This is a genomic window from Pseudomonas sp. LBUM1662 (genome assembly GCF_059695915.1).
Genome location: NZ_CP166793.1, coordinates 4159801 through 4176420, shown reverse-complemented (window position 1 = coordinate 4176420; position 16620 = coordinate 4159801). Strand labels below are relative to the sequence as shown.

General features: G+C 60.2%; 17 protein-coding genes. 6 read left to right on the top strand and 11 right to left on the bottom strand.

Going from position 1 to position 16620, the window contains the following annotated elements; all coding sequences use genetic code 11:
- Nucleotides 1–4 precede the first annotated feature (4 nt).
- From ACA049_RS18855 to ACA049_RS18840, 4 genes are all read left to right on the top strand, one after another.
- The gene (locus ACA049_RS18855; protein WP_497328804.1) at nt 5–1507 is read left to right on the top strand and encodes an aldehyde dehydrogenase family protein; all 1503 of its coding nucleotides are present in this window, start codon (nt 5–7) and stop codon (nt 1505–1507) included.
- A 76-nt stretch (nt 1508–1583) separates the two neighbouring features.
- Nucleotides 1584–1931 (top strand): BON domain-containing protein, encoded by a 348-nt coding sequence (locus ACA049_RS18850; protein ID WP_497328802.1) that lies wholly within the window; start codon nt 1584–1586, stop codon nt 1929–1931.
- A 149-nt stretch (nt 1932–2080) separates the two neighbouring features.
- Complete coding sequence (locus ACA049_RS18845) at nt 2081–2704, top strand: DJ-1/PfpI family protein (protein WP_497328800.1); 624 nt, start codon at nt 2081–2083, stop codon at nt 2702–2704.
- Nucleotides 2705–2846: 142 nt separating this feature from the next.
- Nucleotides 2847–4910: a 2Fe-2S iron-sulfur cluster-binding protein gene (locus ACA049_RS18840; protein WP_497328798.1), complete on the top strand. Its 2064-nt coding sequence runs from the start codon at nt 2847–2849 to the stop codon at nt 4908–4910.
- 12 nt (nt 4911–4922) lie between these two features.
- Here ACA049_RS18840 and ACA049_RS18835 read toward each other — a convergent pair whose 3' ends face one another.
- The 3 genes from ACA049_RS18835 to cynS form a co-directional block, all read right to left on the bottom strand.
- Nucleotides 4923–5582 (bottom strand): carbonic anhydrase, encoded by a 660-nt coding sequence (locus tag ACA049_RS18835; protein WP_497328796.1) that lies wholly within the window; start codon nt 5580–5582, stop codon nt 4923–4925.
- Nucleotides 5583–5616: 34 nt separating this feature from the next.
- The gene (locus ACA049_RS18830; RefSeq protein ID WP_497328794.1) at nt 5617–5853 is read right to left on the bottom strand and encodes a DUF2790 domain-containing protein; all 237 of its coding nucleotides are present in this window, start codon (nt 5851–5853) and stop codon (nt 5617–5619) included.
- A gap of 86 nt (nt 5854–5939) precedes the next feature.
- The gene (gene cynS, locus ACA049_RS18825; RefSeq protein ID WP_497328792.1) at nt 5940–6407 is read right to left on the bottom strand and encodes a cyanase; all 468 of its coding nucleotides are present in this window, start codon (nt 6405–6407) and stop codon (nt 5940–5942) included.
- 121 nt (nt 6408–6528) lie between these two features.
- On the opposite strand from cynS, the gene cynR reads away from it, so the two are divergent.
- The gene (gene cynR / locus ACA049_RS18820; RefSeq protein WP_497328790.1) at nt 6529–7425 is read left to right on the top strand and encodes a transcriptional regulator CynR; all 897 of its coding nucleotides are present in this window, start codon (nt 6529–6531) and stop codon (nt 7423–7425) included.
- Here cynR and ACA049_RS18815 read toward each other — a convergent pair.
- From ACA049_RS18815 to ACA049_RS18790, 6 genes are all read right to left on the bottom strand, one after another.
- The gene (locus ACA049_RS18815) at nt 7411–7716 is read right to left on the bottom strand and encodes a hypothetical protein (RefSeq protein ID WP_497328788.1); all 306 of its coding nucleotides are present in this window, start codon (nt 7714–7716) and stop codon (nt 7411–7413) included. The two genes, cynR and ACA049_RS18815, sit on opposite strands and share 15 nt — an antisense overlap.
- Before the next feature lie 131 nt (nt 7717–7847).
- Nucleotides 7848–8177, bottom strand: coding sequence for a hypothetical protein (locus tag ACA049_RS18810; protein ID WP_463852225.1), 330 nt, complete (start codon nt 8175–8177; stop codon nt 7848–7850).
- A 518-nt stretch (nt 8178–8695) separates the two neighbouring features.
- Nucleotides 8696–9199, bottom strand: a complete 504-nt coding sequence (locus tag ACA049_RS18805; protein WP_497328786.1) for a GNAT family N-acetyltransferase — start codon at nt 9197–9199, stop codon at nt 8696–8698.
- Between the two features lie 49 nt (nt 9200–9248).
- The gene (locus ACA049_RS18800) at nt 9249–9878 is read right to left on the bottom strand and encodes a glutathione S-transferase family protein (RefSeq protein ID WP_497328784.1); all 630 of its coding nucleotides are present in this window, start codon (nt 9876–9878) and stop codon (nt 9249–9251) included.
- Between the two features lie 115 nt (nt 9879–9993).
- A complete protein-coding gene (locus ACA049_RS18795; protein ID WP_497328782.1) occupies nt 9994–11943 on the bottom strand; it encodes a DNA topoisomerase III in 1950 nt (649 codons plus the stop codon).
- A 163-nt stretch (nt 11944–12106) separates the two neighbouring features.
- Complete coding sequence (locus tag ACA049_RS18790) at nt 12107–12529, bottom strand: hypothetical protein (RefSeq protein ID WP_497328780.1); 423 nt, start codon at nt 12527–12529, stop codon at nt 12107–12109.
- A gap of 320 nt (nt 12530–12849) precedes the next feature.
- Here ACA049_RS18790 and ACA049_RS18785 point away from each other — a divergent pair, with 320 nt between their 5' ends.
- Nucleotides 12850–13218 (top strand): DUF427 domain-containing protein, encoded by a 369-nt coding sequence (locus ACA049_RS18785; RefSeq protein WP_497328778.1) that lies wholly within the window; start codon nt 12850–12852, stop codon nt 13216–13218.
- Between the two features lie 156 nt (nt 13219–13374).
- Here ACA049_RS18785 and lldD read toward each other — a convergent pair whose 3' ends face one another.
- The gene (lldD, locus tag ACA049_RS18780; protein ID WP_497328776.1) at nt 13375–14523 is read right to left on the bottom strand and encodes an FMN-dependent L-lactate dehydrogenase LldD; all 1149 of its coding nucleotides are present in this window, start codon (nt 14521–14523) and stop codon (nt 13375–13377) included.
- A 91-nt stretch (nt 14524–14614) separates the two neighbouring features.
- On the bottom strand, nt 14615–16510 hold the full coding sequence (locus ACA049_RS18775) for a sigma 54-interacting transcriptional regulator (RefSeq protein WP_497328774.1): 1896 nt from the start codon (nt 16508–16510) through the stop codon (nt 14615–14617).
- Between the last annotated feature and the right edge of the window lie 110 nt (nt 16511–16620).

The window sequence follows — 16620 nt, the reverse complement described above, 5'->3', positions numbered from 1 at the left end:
CTTCATGTCTCTTGCGCTCGAACGTCTAGTCGCTGGCACGCCGATCCCTTTTGCCGGTAATCGTGTCACTGTCGTCAGCCCCGAACTGGCCGCGCGCTTTCAGCCCGGTGACCATTTGCTGGTGGAGCAGGTCAGCGGCGAGTTGTTGCTGATTCCGGTGGCTGACCAGCAAGCGGCGGCTGTTGCGATTGAGCGTGCGGAGGCCGCGTTCACCGCGCTGTCCAGCGTCTCAGATCAGGCGATCAGCGCGTTCTTCGATCTCTTCGCTCAGCGCCTGGAAAATCCGGATTGCTGGGCCTTGATCGAGGCCGCGAACCTGGCTGACATCGAACGCGCCAAGGCTCGTGGACGATCCACCACGCGCTTGCTGGCCGACGAACGCATGCGCCGTGACATGATCGCCGGCCTGCGTGCCTGGCGTGATGCGTCGGCGACTCGCGGCAAGGTCATCAGTTGCGTCGAGCATGACGGCTGGAAAGTCGAGCAAGTGGTGTCACCGCTGGGCATCGTCGCCTTCGTGTTCGAAGGACGGCCGAATGTATTTGCCGACGCCGCCGGTGTGTTGCGCACCGGCAACACCGCCGTGCTGCGCATTGGCAGCGATGCGCTGGGCACGGCTCAGGCCATCGTCACTCACGCACTGAACCCGGCCCTCAGCGATGCCGGTTTGCCGACCGGCGCGGTGTCTTTGGTGGAAAGCGTCAACCACGCCGCCGGTTGGGCGATGTTCGCCGACCGCCGTTTGTCGCTGGCCGTGGCCCGGGGTTCGGGGCGTGCGGTCAGTCAATTGGGCAGCATCGCCCAGCAGGCGGGCACCGCCGTCAGCCTGCACGGCACTGGTGGCGCCTGGCTGATCGCCGACAAGGATGCCGACGCCCAGCGCTTCGCCGCCGTGGTGCGCAATTCTCTGGACCGCAAGGTCTGCAACACCCTGAACGTCTGCCTGATCCAGCGTGACCGCGCCGCTGAACTGGTGCCGTTGTTCCTCGACGCGCTGCAACAGGCTGGCACCGCTCGGGGCCAGGGCTGCAAGTTGCATATCGTCGAGGGCAGCGAGTCGTGGTTGCCGACTGACTGGCAAACCGGCAGCGTTGAGGTATATCGCGCCGAAGGCTACCAGACCGAAGCACTGGCCGAATCCTTGCCCGAGGATCAGTTGGGCCGGGAGTGGGAATGGGAAGAAACCCCGGAAGTCAGCCTGAAAATCGTTGATGACCTGGACAGCGCCATCGCCTTGTTCAATCGCTACAGCCCGCAATTCACCGTGTCGCTGATCAGTGAAGACGGGGCGGCGCATGAGCGTTTCTACAACGCGGTCAACGCACCGTTTGTGGGCAACGGGATTACCCGCTGGGTCGATGGACAGTACGCGCTGAACAAGCCGGAACTGGGGCTCTCGAACTGGGAGAGCGGCCGTCTGTTCGCTCGCAGCGCGATTCTTTCGGGAGATGGCGTGTTCACCATTCGTAGCCGCATGACCCAGACGGATCTGTCGGTCAAACGCTGAGCATTCCGGGCACAGGCGGCGATCGCACTATAATTAAGGGTGTGTTTGCGTCTGTGTTCTGAGTGAGGGCTGCGTCATGAAACTTCATTCTTTTCGGAATTACTCCCACGGTCTGGAAACGGTCGTGCACGACACGTGGATCACTGGCCGGGTGAAGTCGGCCCTGGCCTTGGCCGAACCGAGCCTTGGCTTGCAGATCCATGTCAAAACCCTCGCGGGGACGGTGGCCTTGAGCGGTCGCGTCAACACCCATAAACAGTGTGAGCAGGCGGTTGCGCTGGCCCGTTCGGTGCCGGGTGTCGTCGAAATCGATGCCAGGGACTTGCTGACCCACGTGTTCACGCCAGGCAGCAATCCAGCCGCCCCCAACGCCGAAGAAACCGCCGAACGTCGGCCATCATCGGAAGACCAGGACGACCACTGATCAGAGCGACCTTGTGCGCAGCGCTTCCGTGAACCGGGAGCGCTGCGACGCGGGCATTTCAGTTCAAGCAACAATGGATTGCGTTTTTTGGGTGTTCTCTCAGCTGATGCAAAGGCCGAATATCGGCCGATCCCTGAGAGGTATACCTGATGAAACGCGTCCTCATGTTGTTGGCCAACGGTGTCGAGCCGCTGGAAATGGCGGCTTTTACCGATGTGCTCGGTTGGGCCAATCTGCTTGGCGACCAACCGGTGGAATTGATCAATGCCGGCCTGCGGTCGCAGATCGTGACAACCTTCGGGCTGTCGCTCAATCCGGCTTGTTTGTTGAGCGAAGTTGACCTGGACAGCTTCGATGCCTTGGCATTGCCCGGTGGTTTCGAACCGTCGGGTTTTTATGAAGAGGCCTTGAGTGAGCCGTTTCTGGCGGTTATCCGGCACTTTGTCGCGGCCGGGAAAATCGTCGCCAGTGTCTGCGTGTCTTCGGTGTGCCTGGGCGTTGCCGGGGTACTGAAAGGCAAGGACGCCACGACCTATCACCAGGTGGGCGGCAAGCGCAAAAACCAGTTGGTGGAAAGCGGTGCCCACTTCGTCGACTGGCCCGTGGTGGTCGATGGCCGCATCATCACCTCAAGCGGTCCCGGCACGGCAACGGAAGTTGCCTTTGTGCTGCTGGAACAGCTGAGCAGCGCCGCGAACGCCGCGCATATCCGGCAGAAAATGCGTTTCCCGACGCCGTCTCGCCAGTGGTATGAAACGCCGCAAGTGCCTTGATCCGACACGCCCTTTATCTGCTCCGTACATCCGACGACCCGCCACAGGACGATACGGCGAACTACGCTTGAACGCCTGAGCCACAAACGCCAGTACAGGCTTGTGGGCAAAGACACCTGTTTACGAAGGCGTAGAGGTCGTCATGAATCAGTCGCAGGAGCAGGGCGCGTCACCCTGGCACGCGGGCGAGCGGCAGTTGCAGGAAAGCGTCGGTGTGGCCGAGCGCATGGAGGTGTTCGGGCGCAAGGTGGTGCGTGATTACCTGCCCGAGCAACATCAACTGTTCTACGCGCAGCTGCCGTATTTGCTGGTGGGCGCCGTCGATGAGCATGGCGTGCCATGGGCGACCCTGATTGAAGGGCCGCCCGGATTCGCCCATTCGCCTGATCCCCACCAGTTGTTACTCGAACGCCTGCCCGCCGAGGGCGATCCCGTCCGGCCCGCGCTCAAGGCAGGTGCCTCGGTGGGGCTGCTCGGTATCGATCTGAAAACCCGCCGACGCAACCGAATGAATGGCCGCATCAGCACCGCCAACCTGGACGGTTTTGCCGTTGCCGTCGAACACGCCTTTGGCAACTGCCCGCAATACATTCAGCTGCGTGCCGTCGAACCCGGTTCAGTGGGCCGCGCTTCGTCTGCGGTGGCGGTCGAACGTTTCGATGAGCTCGACGAAGCCGCCCGGACGAACATTAGCAACGCCGATACCTTTTTCCTTACCAGTTACGTAGACCTTGATGACGACCCGAAAAAGCGCTCGGTGGATGTCTCGCACCGGGGCGGCAATGCCGGCTTCGTGCGGGTCGAGGGCAACGTGCTGACGATCCCCGATTTCGCCGGCAACCTGCATTTCAACACCTTGGGCAATCTGATGCTTAATCCGCAGGTGGGGCTGCTGTTTGTCGACTTCGAGTCCGGTGATGTGCTGCAAATCGCAGGGCGTACCGAGATCATTCTGGAAGGCCCGGAAATAGCGGCGTTCCAGGGCGCCGAACGGCTCTGGCGAATGACCGTGGAACACGTCGTGCGTCGCGCCGGTGTGCTGTCGTTGCGTTGGCAATTCGAAGGGTTCTCGCCCAATAGCCTGATGACCGGCAGTTGGCAGCAGGCCGAAGGGCGTTTGCATGCCGACGCCTTGCGCGATCAATGGCGACTGCTGCGCGTGACCCGCATCGTTGAAGAAAGCACCCGTATCCGCTCGTTCTACCTGGAGCCGACCGACGACGCGGGCTTGCCGCGTTTCGAGGCCGGGCAGCATTTGCCCGTGCGTTTTTGCCTGGCAGAGGGGCAGGCGCCTTTGGTGCGCACGTACAGCCTGTCGAGCGCACCGTCGGACAGTTTCTTCCGCATCAGCGTCAAGCGTGACGGGTTGATTTCATCGCATCTGCACGAGCGTGTCCGCGTGGGCGATCTGATCGAGGCCCGCGCGCCTCAGGGCCGGTTCACGGTGAAAGCGGATGAGCGACGGCCGTTGGTGCTGCTGGCCGCCGGTGTCGGCGTGACGCCATTGTTGTCGATGCTGCGCGAAGTGATCTACGAAGGCGAACGCATCCGCCGCACTCGACCGACCTGGTTTATTCAAAGTGCCCGCAGCCTCGCCGAGCTGGGGTTTCGTGACGAGTTGTATGAACTGGCCACCCGTGCCAAGGACTCGGTGCGAGCGCTGCGCCTGCTCAGCCAACCTGAGGATCATGCCCGCGAGGGTGAGGATTTCGAGGTGGCGGGGCGCGTTGATATCGAGTTGCTCAAGGCGTTGCTGCCGCTGGACGATTACGATTTCTACCTGTGCGGGCCTGGTGCATTTACCCAAGGGATTTACGACAGTTTGCGGGCCTTGCGCATTGGTGACGAGCGCATTCATGCGGAGACGTTCGGGCCTTCCACGCTGGTCCGTTTGCGCGACCAACTGAGTCCGGCCCCGGCTCAAGTGCCGGCAGCGGACAGCCCGGTGAAAGTGGTGTTTTCAGGATCGGCCAAGGAGGCCCGTTGGGAACCGGGTGGCGGGAGTTTGCTGGAACTGGCTGAAAGCCGTGGCTTGAATCCGGACTTCAGTTGCCGTGGCGGCTCGTGCGGAACGTGCCGCACCCGGTTGCTCAGCGGGCAGGTGCATTATCTGAACATGCCCGCCGAGCTGCCGGCGCAAGGGGAGGTATTGATCTGTTGCGCGGTGCCGGCCAAGGGCGATGAGCCCTTGGTGCTGGACATCTAGCGCGGCCACCCATCAAGCGGCTTCGATGGCTTTGCCATACACGGCGCAGGTGGTCGGGTGTTCAGCCAGTGACACAAAGCGGCGGCTGCCGGCCTCCAGGGCGTCGATCGAACCGGTCTCAATGTCGTAGACCCAGCCATGCAGGTTCAGCTGACCCTTTTCCTGGGCCAGGCGCACGCTCGGGTGTGTCTGGATGTTGGCCAGTTGCGCGATGACGTTCTCCCGGACCATCGAACTCACCTTCGCCGCATCATCGGCGTGAGGGCGGGATTCGTTGATGACCTTGGCGGATTCCGCGTGTTGCAACCAGCCACTGACCGCCGGCAGGTGATCCATGCATTTGCACTTGGCGATGGCGGTCATGGCGCCGCAATCGGAGTGGCCGCAGATCACAATGTCCGTCACGCCCAACACCGCGACTGCATATTCAACCGTGGCCGAGACACCACCCGGGTGCGGGCTGTAGGACGGCACGATGTTGCCGGCGTTGCGGATCACAAACAGTTCGCCGGGTTCTTGCTGGGTCAGCAGTTCGGGGACCACGCGGCTGTCGGAACAGGTGATGAACAACGTGCCGGGATGCTGGGTGGTGGCCAGGTGTTTGAACAGGTCGGTGCGTTGCGGGAACGCTTCGTTCTGGAACTTCAAAAAACCTTCGATGAGCGCTTTCATGGTGACGTCCTCATAAGTGATGAACAGTGGCGACTCAGTTTGAGCAGCCGGTGCCGAATTCGCTGTATTGCAGAATGTGAGTCGAGCCTTTGGAGTCGAGGTAAGTCATCTCCACCGGAACCACGCCGCAGACATCGGCGGCCGGGGTAATTGCCACGACGTGGGCGATGTCCAGGTTCATGCCGTATTGGTAGGCAACGGCGGCGTCCTGGGCTTGAGCCTGGGCCGATACGCCCGCGATCAACGAAAGAACCAGCAGCATTTTTTTCATGGGGCATCCTCCAGACAAATGGGGTGAGCTGACAAAGTGTTTGGGTATCGGGTCTGGCCCGCACCCGAGTGCGGGCCGGTATCAACTTAGAAAGGACGCAGTGGCAGAAACTTGCCGTCGAGGGTGATGACTGCGCGGTGGCCGCCTTCCGGGTCTTCGACTTTCTTCATGTCGAGCTTGAAGTTGATCGCGCTGATGATGCCGTCGCCGAACTGCTCATGAACCAGGGCTTTGAGCGTGGTGCCGTAGATCTGGATCATTTCGTAGAAGCGGTAGATGGTCGGGTCGGTCGGCACGCCGGAGAGGCTGCCGCGCAGTGGAATGATCTGCAGACGGGCTACCGAATCGGCGTCCAGGTCGAGTTTCTCGCCAACCACTTTGGCGGCGGATTCCGGCAGCGGGTGCTGGCCGAGCAGGGCAGCGGTGACGTAGGCCAGGCTCAGGCCTGTGCCTTCTGCCATGTCTTCGAAGGACAGGTTTTTGCGCGCTTTAGCGTCCAGAATTTTGGCGGTCAGTTCGAGGTTGGTGTCGTTGTAAGCGTGGGACTGTTGCATGGTGTTTCTCCTATCGGGGTTGTGTTGCTTGGGTGTGAAGCAATCTTCTGCCGATTGATCCATAGCGTCCAAGACCGATATACAATGCTGTGCATAAGCCTTGCCTATAGATGGTGTTCCCATGCTGCTGCGACATCTGCGTTACTTGCTGGCGGTTGCCGACCATGGCGGCTTCACCCGCGCCGCCGAGGCGCTGCACGTTTCACAACCGACCCTGTCCCAGCAGATCCGCCAGCTGGAAGAAACCCTGGGCGTAAGCCTGTTCGACCGAACGTCACGCACGGTCAAGCCGACCGATGCGGGCGAGGCTTACATCGAGTGTGCACGTCGAGTGTTGGTGGAGCTTGCGGCCGGCAAACGGGCGCTGCATGACGTGAAGGATTTGTCGCGTGGCACCTTGCGCCTGGCCATGACGCCAACGTTCATGGCGTATCTGGTGGGACCGTTGGTGCGCGACTACGTGGCACGGTTTCCCAACATCCATCTGCAGGTTTTCGAGTTGTCGATGGATGACATCGAGTCGGGGCTGGCGGATGACTCGCTGGACATTGCCATCGCCTTTACTCAGGTGAGAAATGCCGACATCGAATCGATCCCGGCGTTTACCGAAACCCTGGGGGTGATGGTGGGGCGGGATCACCCGTTATATGAACGGCAGGTCGCGTTATCCGCTGAAGAGGTGGCGCAACTGGACTTTGCGCTGTTGGCCCAGGACTTCGTCACCCGCACCCGCATCGATGACTATTTTGCTCAGGAGCAGATCACGCCCAAAGTGGTGATTGAGGTCAACTCGGTGAGCACCTTGCTGGAGGTGATTCGACACACGGCCATCGCCACTATTCTTCCTGAGCCGATCGCCACTCAGGATCGGGCACTGCGCAGAATTCCGTTGCTGGGGGAGGCGCCTACGCGCGGGGCGGCGTTGCTGCGGCGCAAGAACAACTATCACAGCGCGGCGTCGGTGGCGTTTATGAATCTGGTGTTGGGCGTGGTGGTGACGGAGTCAGTCGTCCAGTGATTGGCAGACGCCATTAGGCGCCTTGCCCGTAGAACTCACGGTCACCGAGTCGTCATCGGCGAGAACGATCGAAATCGTCACGCCCGAACCCTTGGCTTCGAAGCTGCGTTCTTTGATCATGGCTTTGGTTTCGGCTTCTACGTTGTTGATCGACACCGGTCCGTCCTGATCCGCGTGAACGATGATTTTCCCGGGGCATTCCACATCGAATGAGGGAACACCTTCGATCTTGTTGGCTTGAGCAATCGTTGCGGTGGACAGCAACAGCAGAAATGCCAGGGTATTTTTCATCGCAATCTCCAAGGGCACAGCAGCGAATACGATTAAAGATAGCTGTATTTGCCGCGCACGAGACAAACAAAAAAAGGCCCCGCTCGATACTACGAGCGGGGCCTTTTTATTGATGAGCAGCAGAGGGGGTATCAGTAGAACCGGTCAATCACCCGAACTTCATTGTGGTTCTGCATCGAGGCCCACGCCTGTTTCAGCGTTTGCAGAACGTTACCGATGAAGTCCTTGTCGGCCGCGGCTTTCTTGCCGACATAGCCCTGGCCGCGACGGTACATTTTCAGTCGGGCCAGCAGGTTCTGGTTGTTCTGGTCGAACTCTGCTTCATGGGCGTGCGGCGACAGGCAGTCGATATGAACTTGGCCCGATTTGCTGATCCACAGAATGTGGCTGTCGTGGCTGTCTTTTTGCGCAGCGAAGATACGAGCCAGTTCATCGATAGTAGGTTGATTGTTCAGATTCATAATATGCCCCTTGACCATTTGGTGATCTTTCAAAGTTGATTCGCTAATACAGGTAGCCCATCGGTTAGTTGATCCCTGGCACCGAAACCAGGACGTCAGCGGTCAGCCGTCGATTCAACGGGGTCTCGCGTCTGTTGCATGTAGTCGTGTTGAATAACTGCTACGCAATAGCGTCACAACGAAGAGAAGCAGCGAAAACCTGGAGGCCACCGCCGACTTTTGAGGGTCGGCCACAAGCTTCATGAGGATTGATCGCCAGCGCTTCTCGTCCTTGTACTGGACGTTCGGGCCAGGTCAGCTTCTTCAATCTGCCTTGTGGGCAGCGTGTATCCGGGAAAAACAGCTCGGCGGTCAGACGAGCTTGCTCAAACATGTTGCCTTACTCCCGATCGGGGAGATGTCTGCATCATGCAAGGGCAAATCGGAGGCGTCAACCGTTATGTAGTGATTATTTTTAGTCACTACATATTGTCGGACAAAGCGCTTTGGAATTAAAAAGGGGAGTCGCAGCGTGCCGGTCAGGACGATGGCAAAGGGCGTTGAAAGCGATAGAAGGTGCAGGGGTAACCGTCTACCGGCAGTTGATGCAAGGTGAATCCATCGCCCGCGAGCTCGGGCATCACCTTGGCCCAGAACCGCCATGCAGGCAGGTTCGCGTCGATGTGGAAAATTTGCCATTGTCCGGGGAACCGGCTCAAGAGGGTGGACACGACAAACTTCGCGACACCTTGGCCACGAAAGCGCCGACTGACAAAAAGGTAGCCGATGTTGTGCTCGGCACCGTCGATATGAACGTCGTTGTCCACAGTCACGAAACCGGCGAGGTCACCGTCCACCTTGATCAGGAACGGTCGGGTCGCGGGGTTGCGCCAGTAATCCCGTTTTAGCTGGATGTTGAAAAAGCCGTGTTCGCCGAGCTTCAGCGGCAGCCACTCGCTGAAGTCATGCATGTAGAACTGCATCAGGTTTTCAATCGTTTCCAGTTCGTCGCGGTGTGCGGCGTGCAGTTCAATCGAAGGCATGTTGGCTCGCTCCAGATCGCAGGGCCGTCCGTGGCCCTTTCGACATCACTCAGTGGGGCGCGAAGTCGTACGTCCCACCGGTCTTCAACGCCGCCGCGTAAGCAGGACGTGCCTGGAAGCGTTCTACCCAGGCCGATACATGAGGGTAGTTGCCCAACTTGCCCTGAGCCCGGGCAATCTCGCCGATAAAACTCATCTGGATATCGGCAGCGCTGAACTCGTCACCGAGCAAGTAATCGGACTGGCTCAATGCCGTGTCGAGGTAGCCGAGGTAGTTGGCCACTTCCGAATTGATACGCGGATGCAGCGGCGCACCGGCTTCACCCAGGCGCCCGACGTACAGGTTCAGCATCAGCGGCAGCATGGCCGAGCCTTCGGCGAAGTGCAGCCACTGAACGTATTCGTCGTAGGCGGGGGTCGATGGATCGGGTTGCAGGCGGCCCTGGCCATGACGGCGGATCAGGTAGTCGATGATGGCGGAAGATTCGATTAGCTTTTGCGCGCCGTCTTCGATGACCGGCGATTTGCCCAGGGCGTTGATCGCTTTCAATTCCGGCGGTGCCAGATTGGTTTTCGGGTCACGCTGATAGCGTTTCAGCTCATAGGGAATGGACAGTTCTTCCAGCAGCCAGAGAATCCGTTGGGAGCGGGAGTTGTTCAGGTGATGCACGATAATCATAAACAAGGTTCCTGTAGCAGCTGTCGAGTGAAACGAGGCTGCGTTGCTTTTCAGAAAATGGGGCCATCGCCAAGCTTGAAGAACACTAGACCATCACAGCCCATTCGAAGTGCCCTCACGCATTGCTGGCCGGTTTCGCCGCGCGTTTGGTGCCCGTCGCTGGCTTGCGCTTGGCCGGCTTTCGTTTGTTTTTCCACGGTGTGGCGCCTCGACCGGCCGGGCTCGCCGGCCCGCTGATGGTCAGGCTGAGGCCGGCGCAACGGGCGACTTGCTTGCTCATCCACGCAGCCTGCTTGGTGACGAATTCTTCCAGGCTCATCTCGCCGCTTTGCACCATGTCCAGCGCCTGTTCCCAGATGGCCGTGGTGCCGGGGTCGGCAATCGCGCGCGGCACCGCATCGATCAGGCTGAAGGCGGCCGGGGTTGCGGCCAGGGCCTTGCCGTTCTTGATCAGATATCCGCGGTCGAGCAGGCCCTGGATGATCGAGGCGCGGGTGGCTTCGGTGCCGATGCCGGTGGTGTCCTTGAGCTTCTGTTTGAGCAACGGGTCTTCCACCAGTTTGGCGACGTTCTTCATCGCTTTGATCAGGTCGCCTTCGGTGAATGGCTTGGGCGGTTGGGTCCAGAGGTCCTTGAACTTCACGTCGGCCACCGCGCAGTCCCGCCCTTCGGCCAATGCCGGCAACGTCTGCGGTGCCGGGGCCTCACGACCCTTGGCCGGGGCGAGCGCTTCGGGCAGGGCGCGTTTCCAGCCGGGCTCGACGATCTGCTTGCCGACGGCACGCAAGGCTTCACCGGCGCAATCGAAGTCGGCCTGGGTGCGGTCGTATTCATGGTTGGGCAGGAACTGCGCCAGATAACGCGCGCGAATCAGGGTGTAGACCGCCCGTTGCTTGCCCACCAGCTTCTCAAGATGCTTGGCCGCCGCTGTCGGGATGATGCCGTGGTGAGCCGTGACCTTGGCATCGTTCCAGGCGCGTGAGCGGCGCTGTGGCTCCAGATAATCGTTCAAGGCGTTCAGGGACGGATCGGCCTGCCGGAGCGCGGCGAGGATGCCTGGGGCTTCGCTGTGCTGGCTCAACGGCAGGAAACCGCAGTCGCTGCGCGGGTAGGTGATGACCTTGTGGGTTTCGTAGAGCGCCTGGGCGATGTCGAGGGTTTCCTGGGCGCCGAGCCCGAGCTTCTTCGAACAGACTTCCTGCAAGGTGCCCAGATCGAACGGAAGGGGCGCTACTTCACGCATTCGCTCGGTGCGCAGCTTGATCACCCGGGCACTCGCCGCGCTGCTGATGGCGGCGGCCGCTTGCTGGGCCAGCGCCTGATTCAGGCAGCGATCCTGATCGTCACAGACGTCGGATGCCGCACGCCACTGAGCGGTGAACGCCGTGCCGTCGTGCAACAGCTGCACGTCGATGGCCCAATAGGCGACCGGTACAAAATCGGCAATGCTGCGATCGCGATCCACCACCAGCCGCAGGGTCGGCGTCTGCACCCGACCCACCGGCAACACGCCCTGATAACCGGACTGCCGGCCCAGCAGCGTGAACAAGCGGCTCATGTTCATCCCGATCAACCAGTCGGCCCGGGAACGCCCCAGCGCCGAATGATAAAGGCTGAAGGTCTCGGCCCCCGGTTTGAGCGCCGCCAGCGCCTTGCGGATCGACGCGTCGTCCAGTGCCGACAGCCACAGTCGCCGGATCGGCCCGCGATAGCGGCAATGCTCGACCAGTTCCCGGGCAATCATCTCGCCCTCACGGTCGGCGTCGGTGGCGATCACCAGTTCATCAGCTTCGCCGAGCAAGCGTTTGACCGCTTTGAACTGGCTGGCCGTGCGCGGTTTGACCGTCATCTTCCATTTTTCCGGAATGATCGGCAGATCGGCCAGCACCCAGCGCTTGTACTTCGCGTCATAGGCATCCGGCGGCGCGGTTTCCAGCAGATGGCCGATGCACCAGGTCACCGTGACACCCGTCCCCAGCCAGCAACCGTCGCCCCGACGCTTGGCGCCGAGTACTGCCGCGATGTCTTTGGCCTGGGAAGGTTTTTCACAGAGGTACAGCTGCATAACCACCATCGTTCATCAAGTGTGCAAGAGGCGCACAGAATGGCCGGTGATGAGCAACGGATCAATCTTTATCTGTATGGATGTACAGCGGATGCGTTGCGATTGATTGCCGGGGTGAGGGATGTTCATCGGCCACCGAGCGGATCCGCGCATGATCGGTTGTTCAGGTGGTCCACACCTCTAGCGTAACGGCGCCGTGATTGTTGAAGTACATGAACCGGGCGTCATTGGCGAAGCAGTAGAGTTGACCGGATGTCGGCGCGACCCAGCCCTGCGGCCAGCGGAGCCCATCGCCAATGGCAAAAAAGCTGTCGCGATCCTTGCCAATTGCACCCACGAGCGTGAACCAGGCGGCGTCCGCCGATTGACAGCGAATGAAGCGCTCGAAAGGTCGCAATTTTTCAATGCGCAAACCGTTGGCATCGTGCGGCTGGTTCCAGTCGGTCCAGGACCCTGACGCGCGAAAGAAATAGCGTTCTCCAGCGGTGAGCTGCACTCGTGTCTCGAACCAGGGATCGCCCGCTTCCACAGGGCCGCGATAGAGCAACTTTTCGGCCCCCGGCGGGGCAATTTGCGATTCAGGCATGGTGAAGACCCTCAGGTTGCCGAGACTCGAAACCCCATGCCACGAACGCTTATCTGCGCAGTAGGGAAGTGAACGCTGACATGCATCGTAGACGATATTTCAACGTCGCCAGGTTTCTGGTCCGCGTGCCTCACTGACAGCCGCACCGTCCCGTTCGGCTGTGAAGCAGTCGCGTCGGCGAAATTTGAGTTATACCTGACACTTCGCTGTCTCAGATTCTGGGGCCGCTGCGCAGCCCAGCGGGAGCCAGCTCCCTCGCCACATGAGCGGGGCGCAAATCTTGCCCCACAGGTCTATCACCGTCATGAGGAACGCATTCCATGAAAAGCTCCGGTCCCAGTCCTGTCATCACCATCGCCGAGGAGCCTGGCTTCCTGTTGGTGAAGTTTCACGGTATTCAGGTGGCCGCCTCCTCACGTGCGCTGGTGCTGCTCGAGGCCAATTATCCGCCGGTGTATTACGTGCCCTGGGAGGACATCGACGAACAGTATTTTGCCCGCACCGACCACACGACCTATTGCCCGTACAAGGGCGACGCCACCTATTACAGCCTGCAAATCCCCGGGCATGAGGGCGCTAACGCGGTTTGGCGCTATGAAGACCCCAAAGTGTCGGTCGATCAGATTCGCGGGTATGTGGCGTTCTATCCGGATCAGGTTACGTTTGAGATTCTCAAAGACGTTGAGTGAGGCTCGCGAAAATGCCACGGCGACCCCTGTAGGAGCTGTCGAGTGAAACGAGGCTGCGATCTTTTGACTTTGCTTATTTAAAAACAAGATCAAAAGATCGCAGCCTCGTTTTACTCGACAGCTCCTACAGGAGATGGGTGTTTTCGGCGGCCGTGTTTAGCCCATTCGTGCAGCTTCGACCAGTGTGGATTCATCGATCTGGCTGATCGACGTCACTCCGGTCAGCGTCATGGCCACGCGCATTTCCTTGGCGAAAATATCCAGCATGTTCTCCACCCCGCGTTGTCCATCGGCGGCCAGTGCATAAGCCATGGATCGCCCGAGCAATACGCCTTTCGCGCCCATGGCCAGCATCCGCACGACATCCAGCCCCGAGCGAATTCCCGAGTCGACCAGCACTGTCAAATCATTACCCACCGCTTGCATGATCGGCGGCAATGCCTTGGTGGTGGACAGCACGCCGTCCAGCTGCCGCCCGCCGTGGTTCGACACCACAATGCCGTCCGCGCCAAAACTGACCGCGTCCTTGGCATCCTGAGGGTCGAGGATGCCCTTGATGATCATCGGGCCTTCCCAGAAATCACGAATCCACTGCAGATCAGCCCAACTGATCGACGGGTCGAAATTGTTGGCCAGCCAGCCCATGTAGTCTTCGAGCGTGACGGCTTTGCCCAGGTACTTCGAGATATTGCCCAGGTCGTGCGGGCGGCCCATGACGCCGACGTTGAACGCCCAGTCCGGTTTGGTCATGGCCTGAAGCATTCGCCGCGACGACGCAAACGGCCCGGACATGCCCGAATGCGCATCCCGGTAACGGGCGCCGGGGGTAGGCATGTCGACGGTGAACACCAGGTTTTTCACCCCGGCGGCCTTCGCACGCTCCAAGGCGTTTTTCATGAAGCCCCGGTCTTTCAACACGTACAGCTGAAACCAGATGGATTGCTGGGTCTGCGCCGCGACTTCCTCGATCGAACACACCGACACCGTTGAAAGGCACAGCGGGATGCCTTTGTTCTCTGCCGCTCTGACCGCCTGCACTTCACCCCGGCGGGCGAACATGCCCGTCAGGCCGACCGGCGCCAAAATGACCGGCATTGAAAGCGGTTGATTGAAGAGGGTGGTTTCAAGGCTCAGGGTTTCGACGTTTTTCAGGATGCGCTGACGCAGGCTGATGCCCGTGAGGTCGGCACTGTTGGCCCGGAGCGTGTGCTCTGCGTAAGCCCCGCCATCGATGTAATCGAACAAGAAGCGGGGGAGTTTGCGGCGTGCTGCCTCGCGGTAGTCGGATGCGGATGAAATGATCATGGGGCCTCGGTCTGAAATGGGTCGGGGCTGTGACGGCATCGAGCCGTGGAATCAGGTTAGCGTATGCAACGAAAGGTTGTTTTATCCCGGCCTAACTCTCCAGCCGCTTGAGCCGGGAAGCCAGTGTCGTGGGCTTGATGCCCAGCAGATCCGCCGCGCCCCCTTTGCCGAAGAGCTTGCCCTTGGTCGCGGTGAGTGCGGCTTGCATGTTGCTGCGCTCCAGTTCTCGAATTTGCGCGTCGGTCAGAATGGTCTGGTGCGTGAGGTTCAGGGAAACACTTCCCTGATCGAGTGTCGATTCATCCGGCAGATCCAGGTTGAGATCAGCGCCGATCGAGGTGATCAGCGCGCGCTCGATGACGTTCTGCAATTCGCGAATATTGCCCGGCCACGAATAGCGTTGCAGGCGCTCGATGTCGCTGTTGCGCAGGCGCCTGCCGGGCATGTTCAGGCGTTTTCCGGTCTGCTTGAGGAAGTGCGCCGCCAGCGGCGCAATATCAATCGGACGGTCACGCAGCGCCGGCGACTGGATCGGGAACACGTTGAGCCGGAAGTACAGGTCTTCACGAAAATGTTTCGCCGCGACTTCCTGGCGCAGATCGCGGTTGGTCGCGGCGATGATCCGCACATCGACCTTGCGCGTGCGCTCTTCGCCGACCCGTTCGAACTGACCCTCCTGCAACACCCGCAGCAATTTGCTTTGCAGCTCCAACGGGATTTCGCCGATTTCGTCGAGAAACAGCGTGCCACCATCGGCCAGTTCAAAGCGCCCGACGCGATCCCGTACGGCGCCGGTAAAGGCGCCACGGATATGCCCGAAGAACTCGCTTTCAAACAGTTCCGCAGGGATCGCCGCGCAATTGACCCGAATCAGCGGGTGGGCATTGCGGCGACTGGCCTGGTGGATCGCGCGGGCAATCAACTCTTTGCCGGTCCCGGACTCGCCATTGATGAGCACACTGGCATCGGTGGGAGCGACCACGTCGATCTGCTTGATGATCTTCTTGATCGGCTCGCTCTGGCCGACGATTTCGCGGAAGTTGTGCTCGATGTGAATCTCTTCCTGCAAGTAGGCGTTTTGCTCCTCAAGTCGATCCTTGAGCACCTTGAGTTCTTCAAGGGCGCTTTGCAGTTGGTTTTCGGTGCTGCGCCGTTCAGTGATGTCGCGAAACACCACCACCGCGCCGACGATTCGGCCATCGGAAATCACCGGGGTACTGGTGAATTCCACCGGGAACGAACTGCCGTCCCGGCGCCAGAACACTTCCTGGCGTCCTTCATGAACCACGCCGTCGCGCACGGCTTTGTAGATCGGGCACTCTTCCACCGGGTAATGGCTGCCGTCGGCATGGGTGTGGTGGTGAATGCGATGGATGTTCTTGCCGATCATGTCCTGCGGTTCCCAGCCCAGCATGCGTGCGCCCGCCGGGTTGACGAAGGTCGCCAAACCTTCGCTGTTGATGCTGTAGATGCCGTCGCCGACCGAACTGAGCAACAGCTGGTTATCGCGTTCGCTTTCCTGGAACAGGTTGAGGATGTTGCGCCACTCGATCAGCCCGCCGCGCATGGTGCGCTCGGTGTGGGCCTGGTCGCGCTGGTATTTCTCATGGCTCAGCTCGCGCATCACCAGGATCAGCTGTTGCTCACCCTTAATCTGCAGGGTGGTGGCGGAGATTTCCAGCTCGATGCGTTCGCCGCTCTTGCAGTTGCAGCTCAGCTCTTCGGTCCAGCCACGACCTTTGTCCATCACGGCCTGGGTGAATACGATCAGGTCAGCCAGTTGATGGCCGAACAGCTTGCTCACCGGCAGCTCCAGCAACTCCTGGCGCGGGTAGCCGAGCAAGGTGCAGGCGGCGATGTTCAGGTCGCCCAGGCGATCGGAAAACGGATTGAGCAGCGCAATGGCTTCGGCGCAATGCTCGAACACCATGTGCCGCGACGAATACGCCAGATCGGCCCAGCCGCTGAGAGAGTCTGCTTCGTTCATGGTTTCGTTCATTGCTACGAAATCTCGTGATTGGCCGCTACGAATATTCGTATTTCTACGGGAATGCGTGATTCACCGATAGCCTCAGATTCGCCCTGAAAAAGCGGATC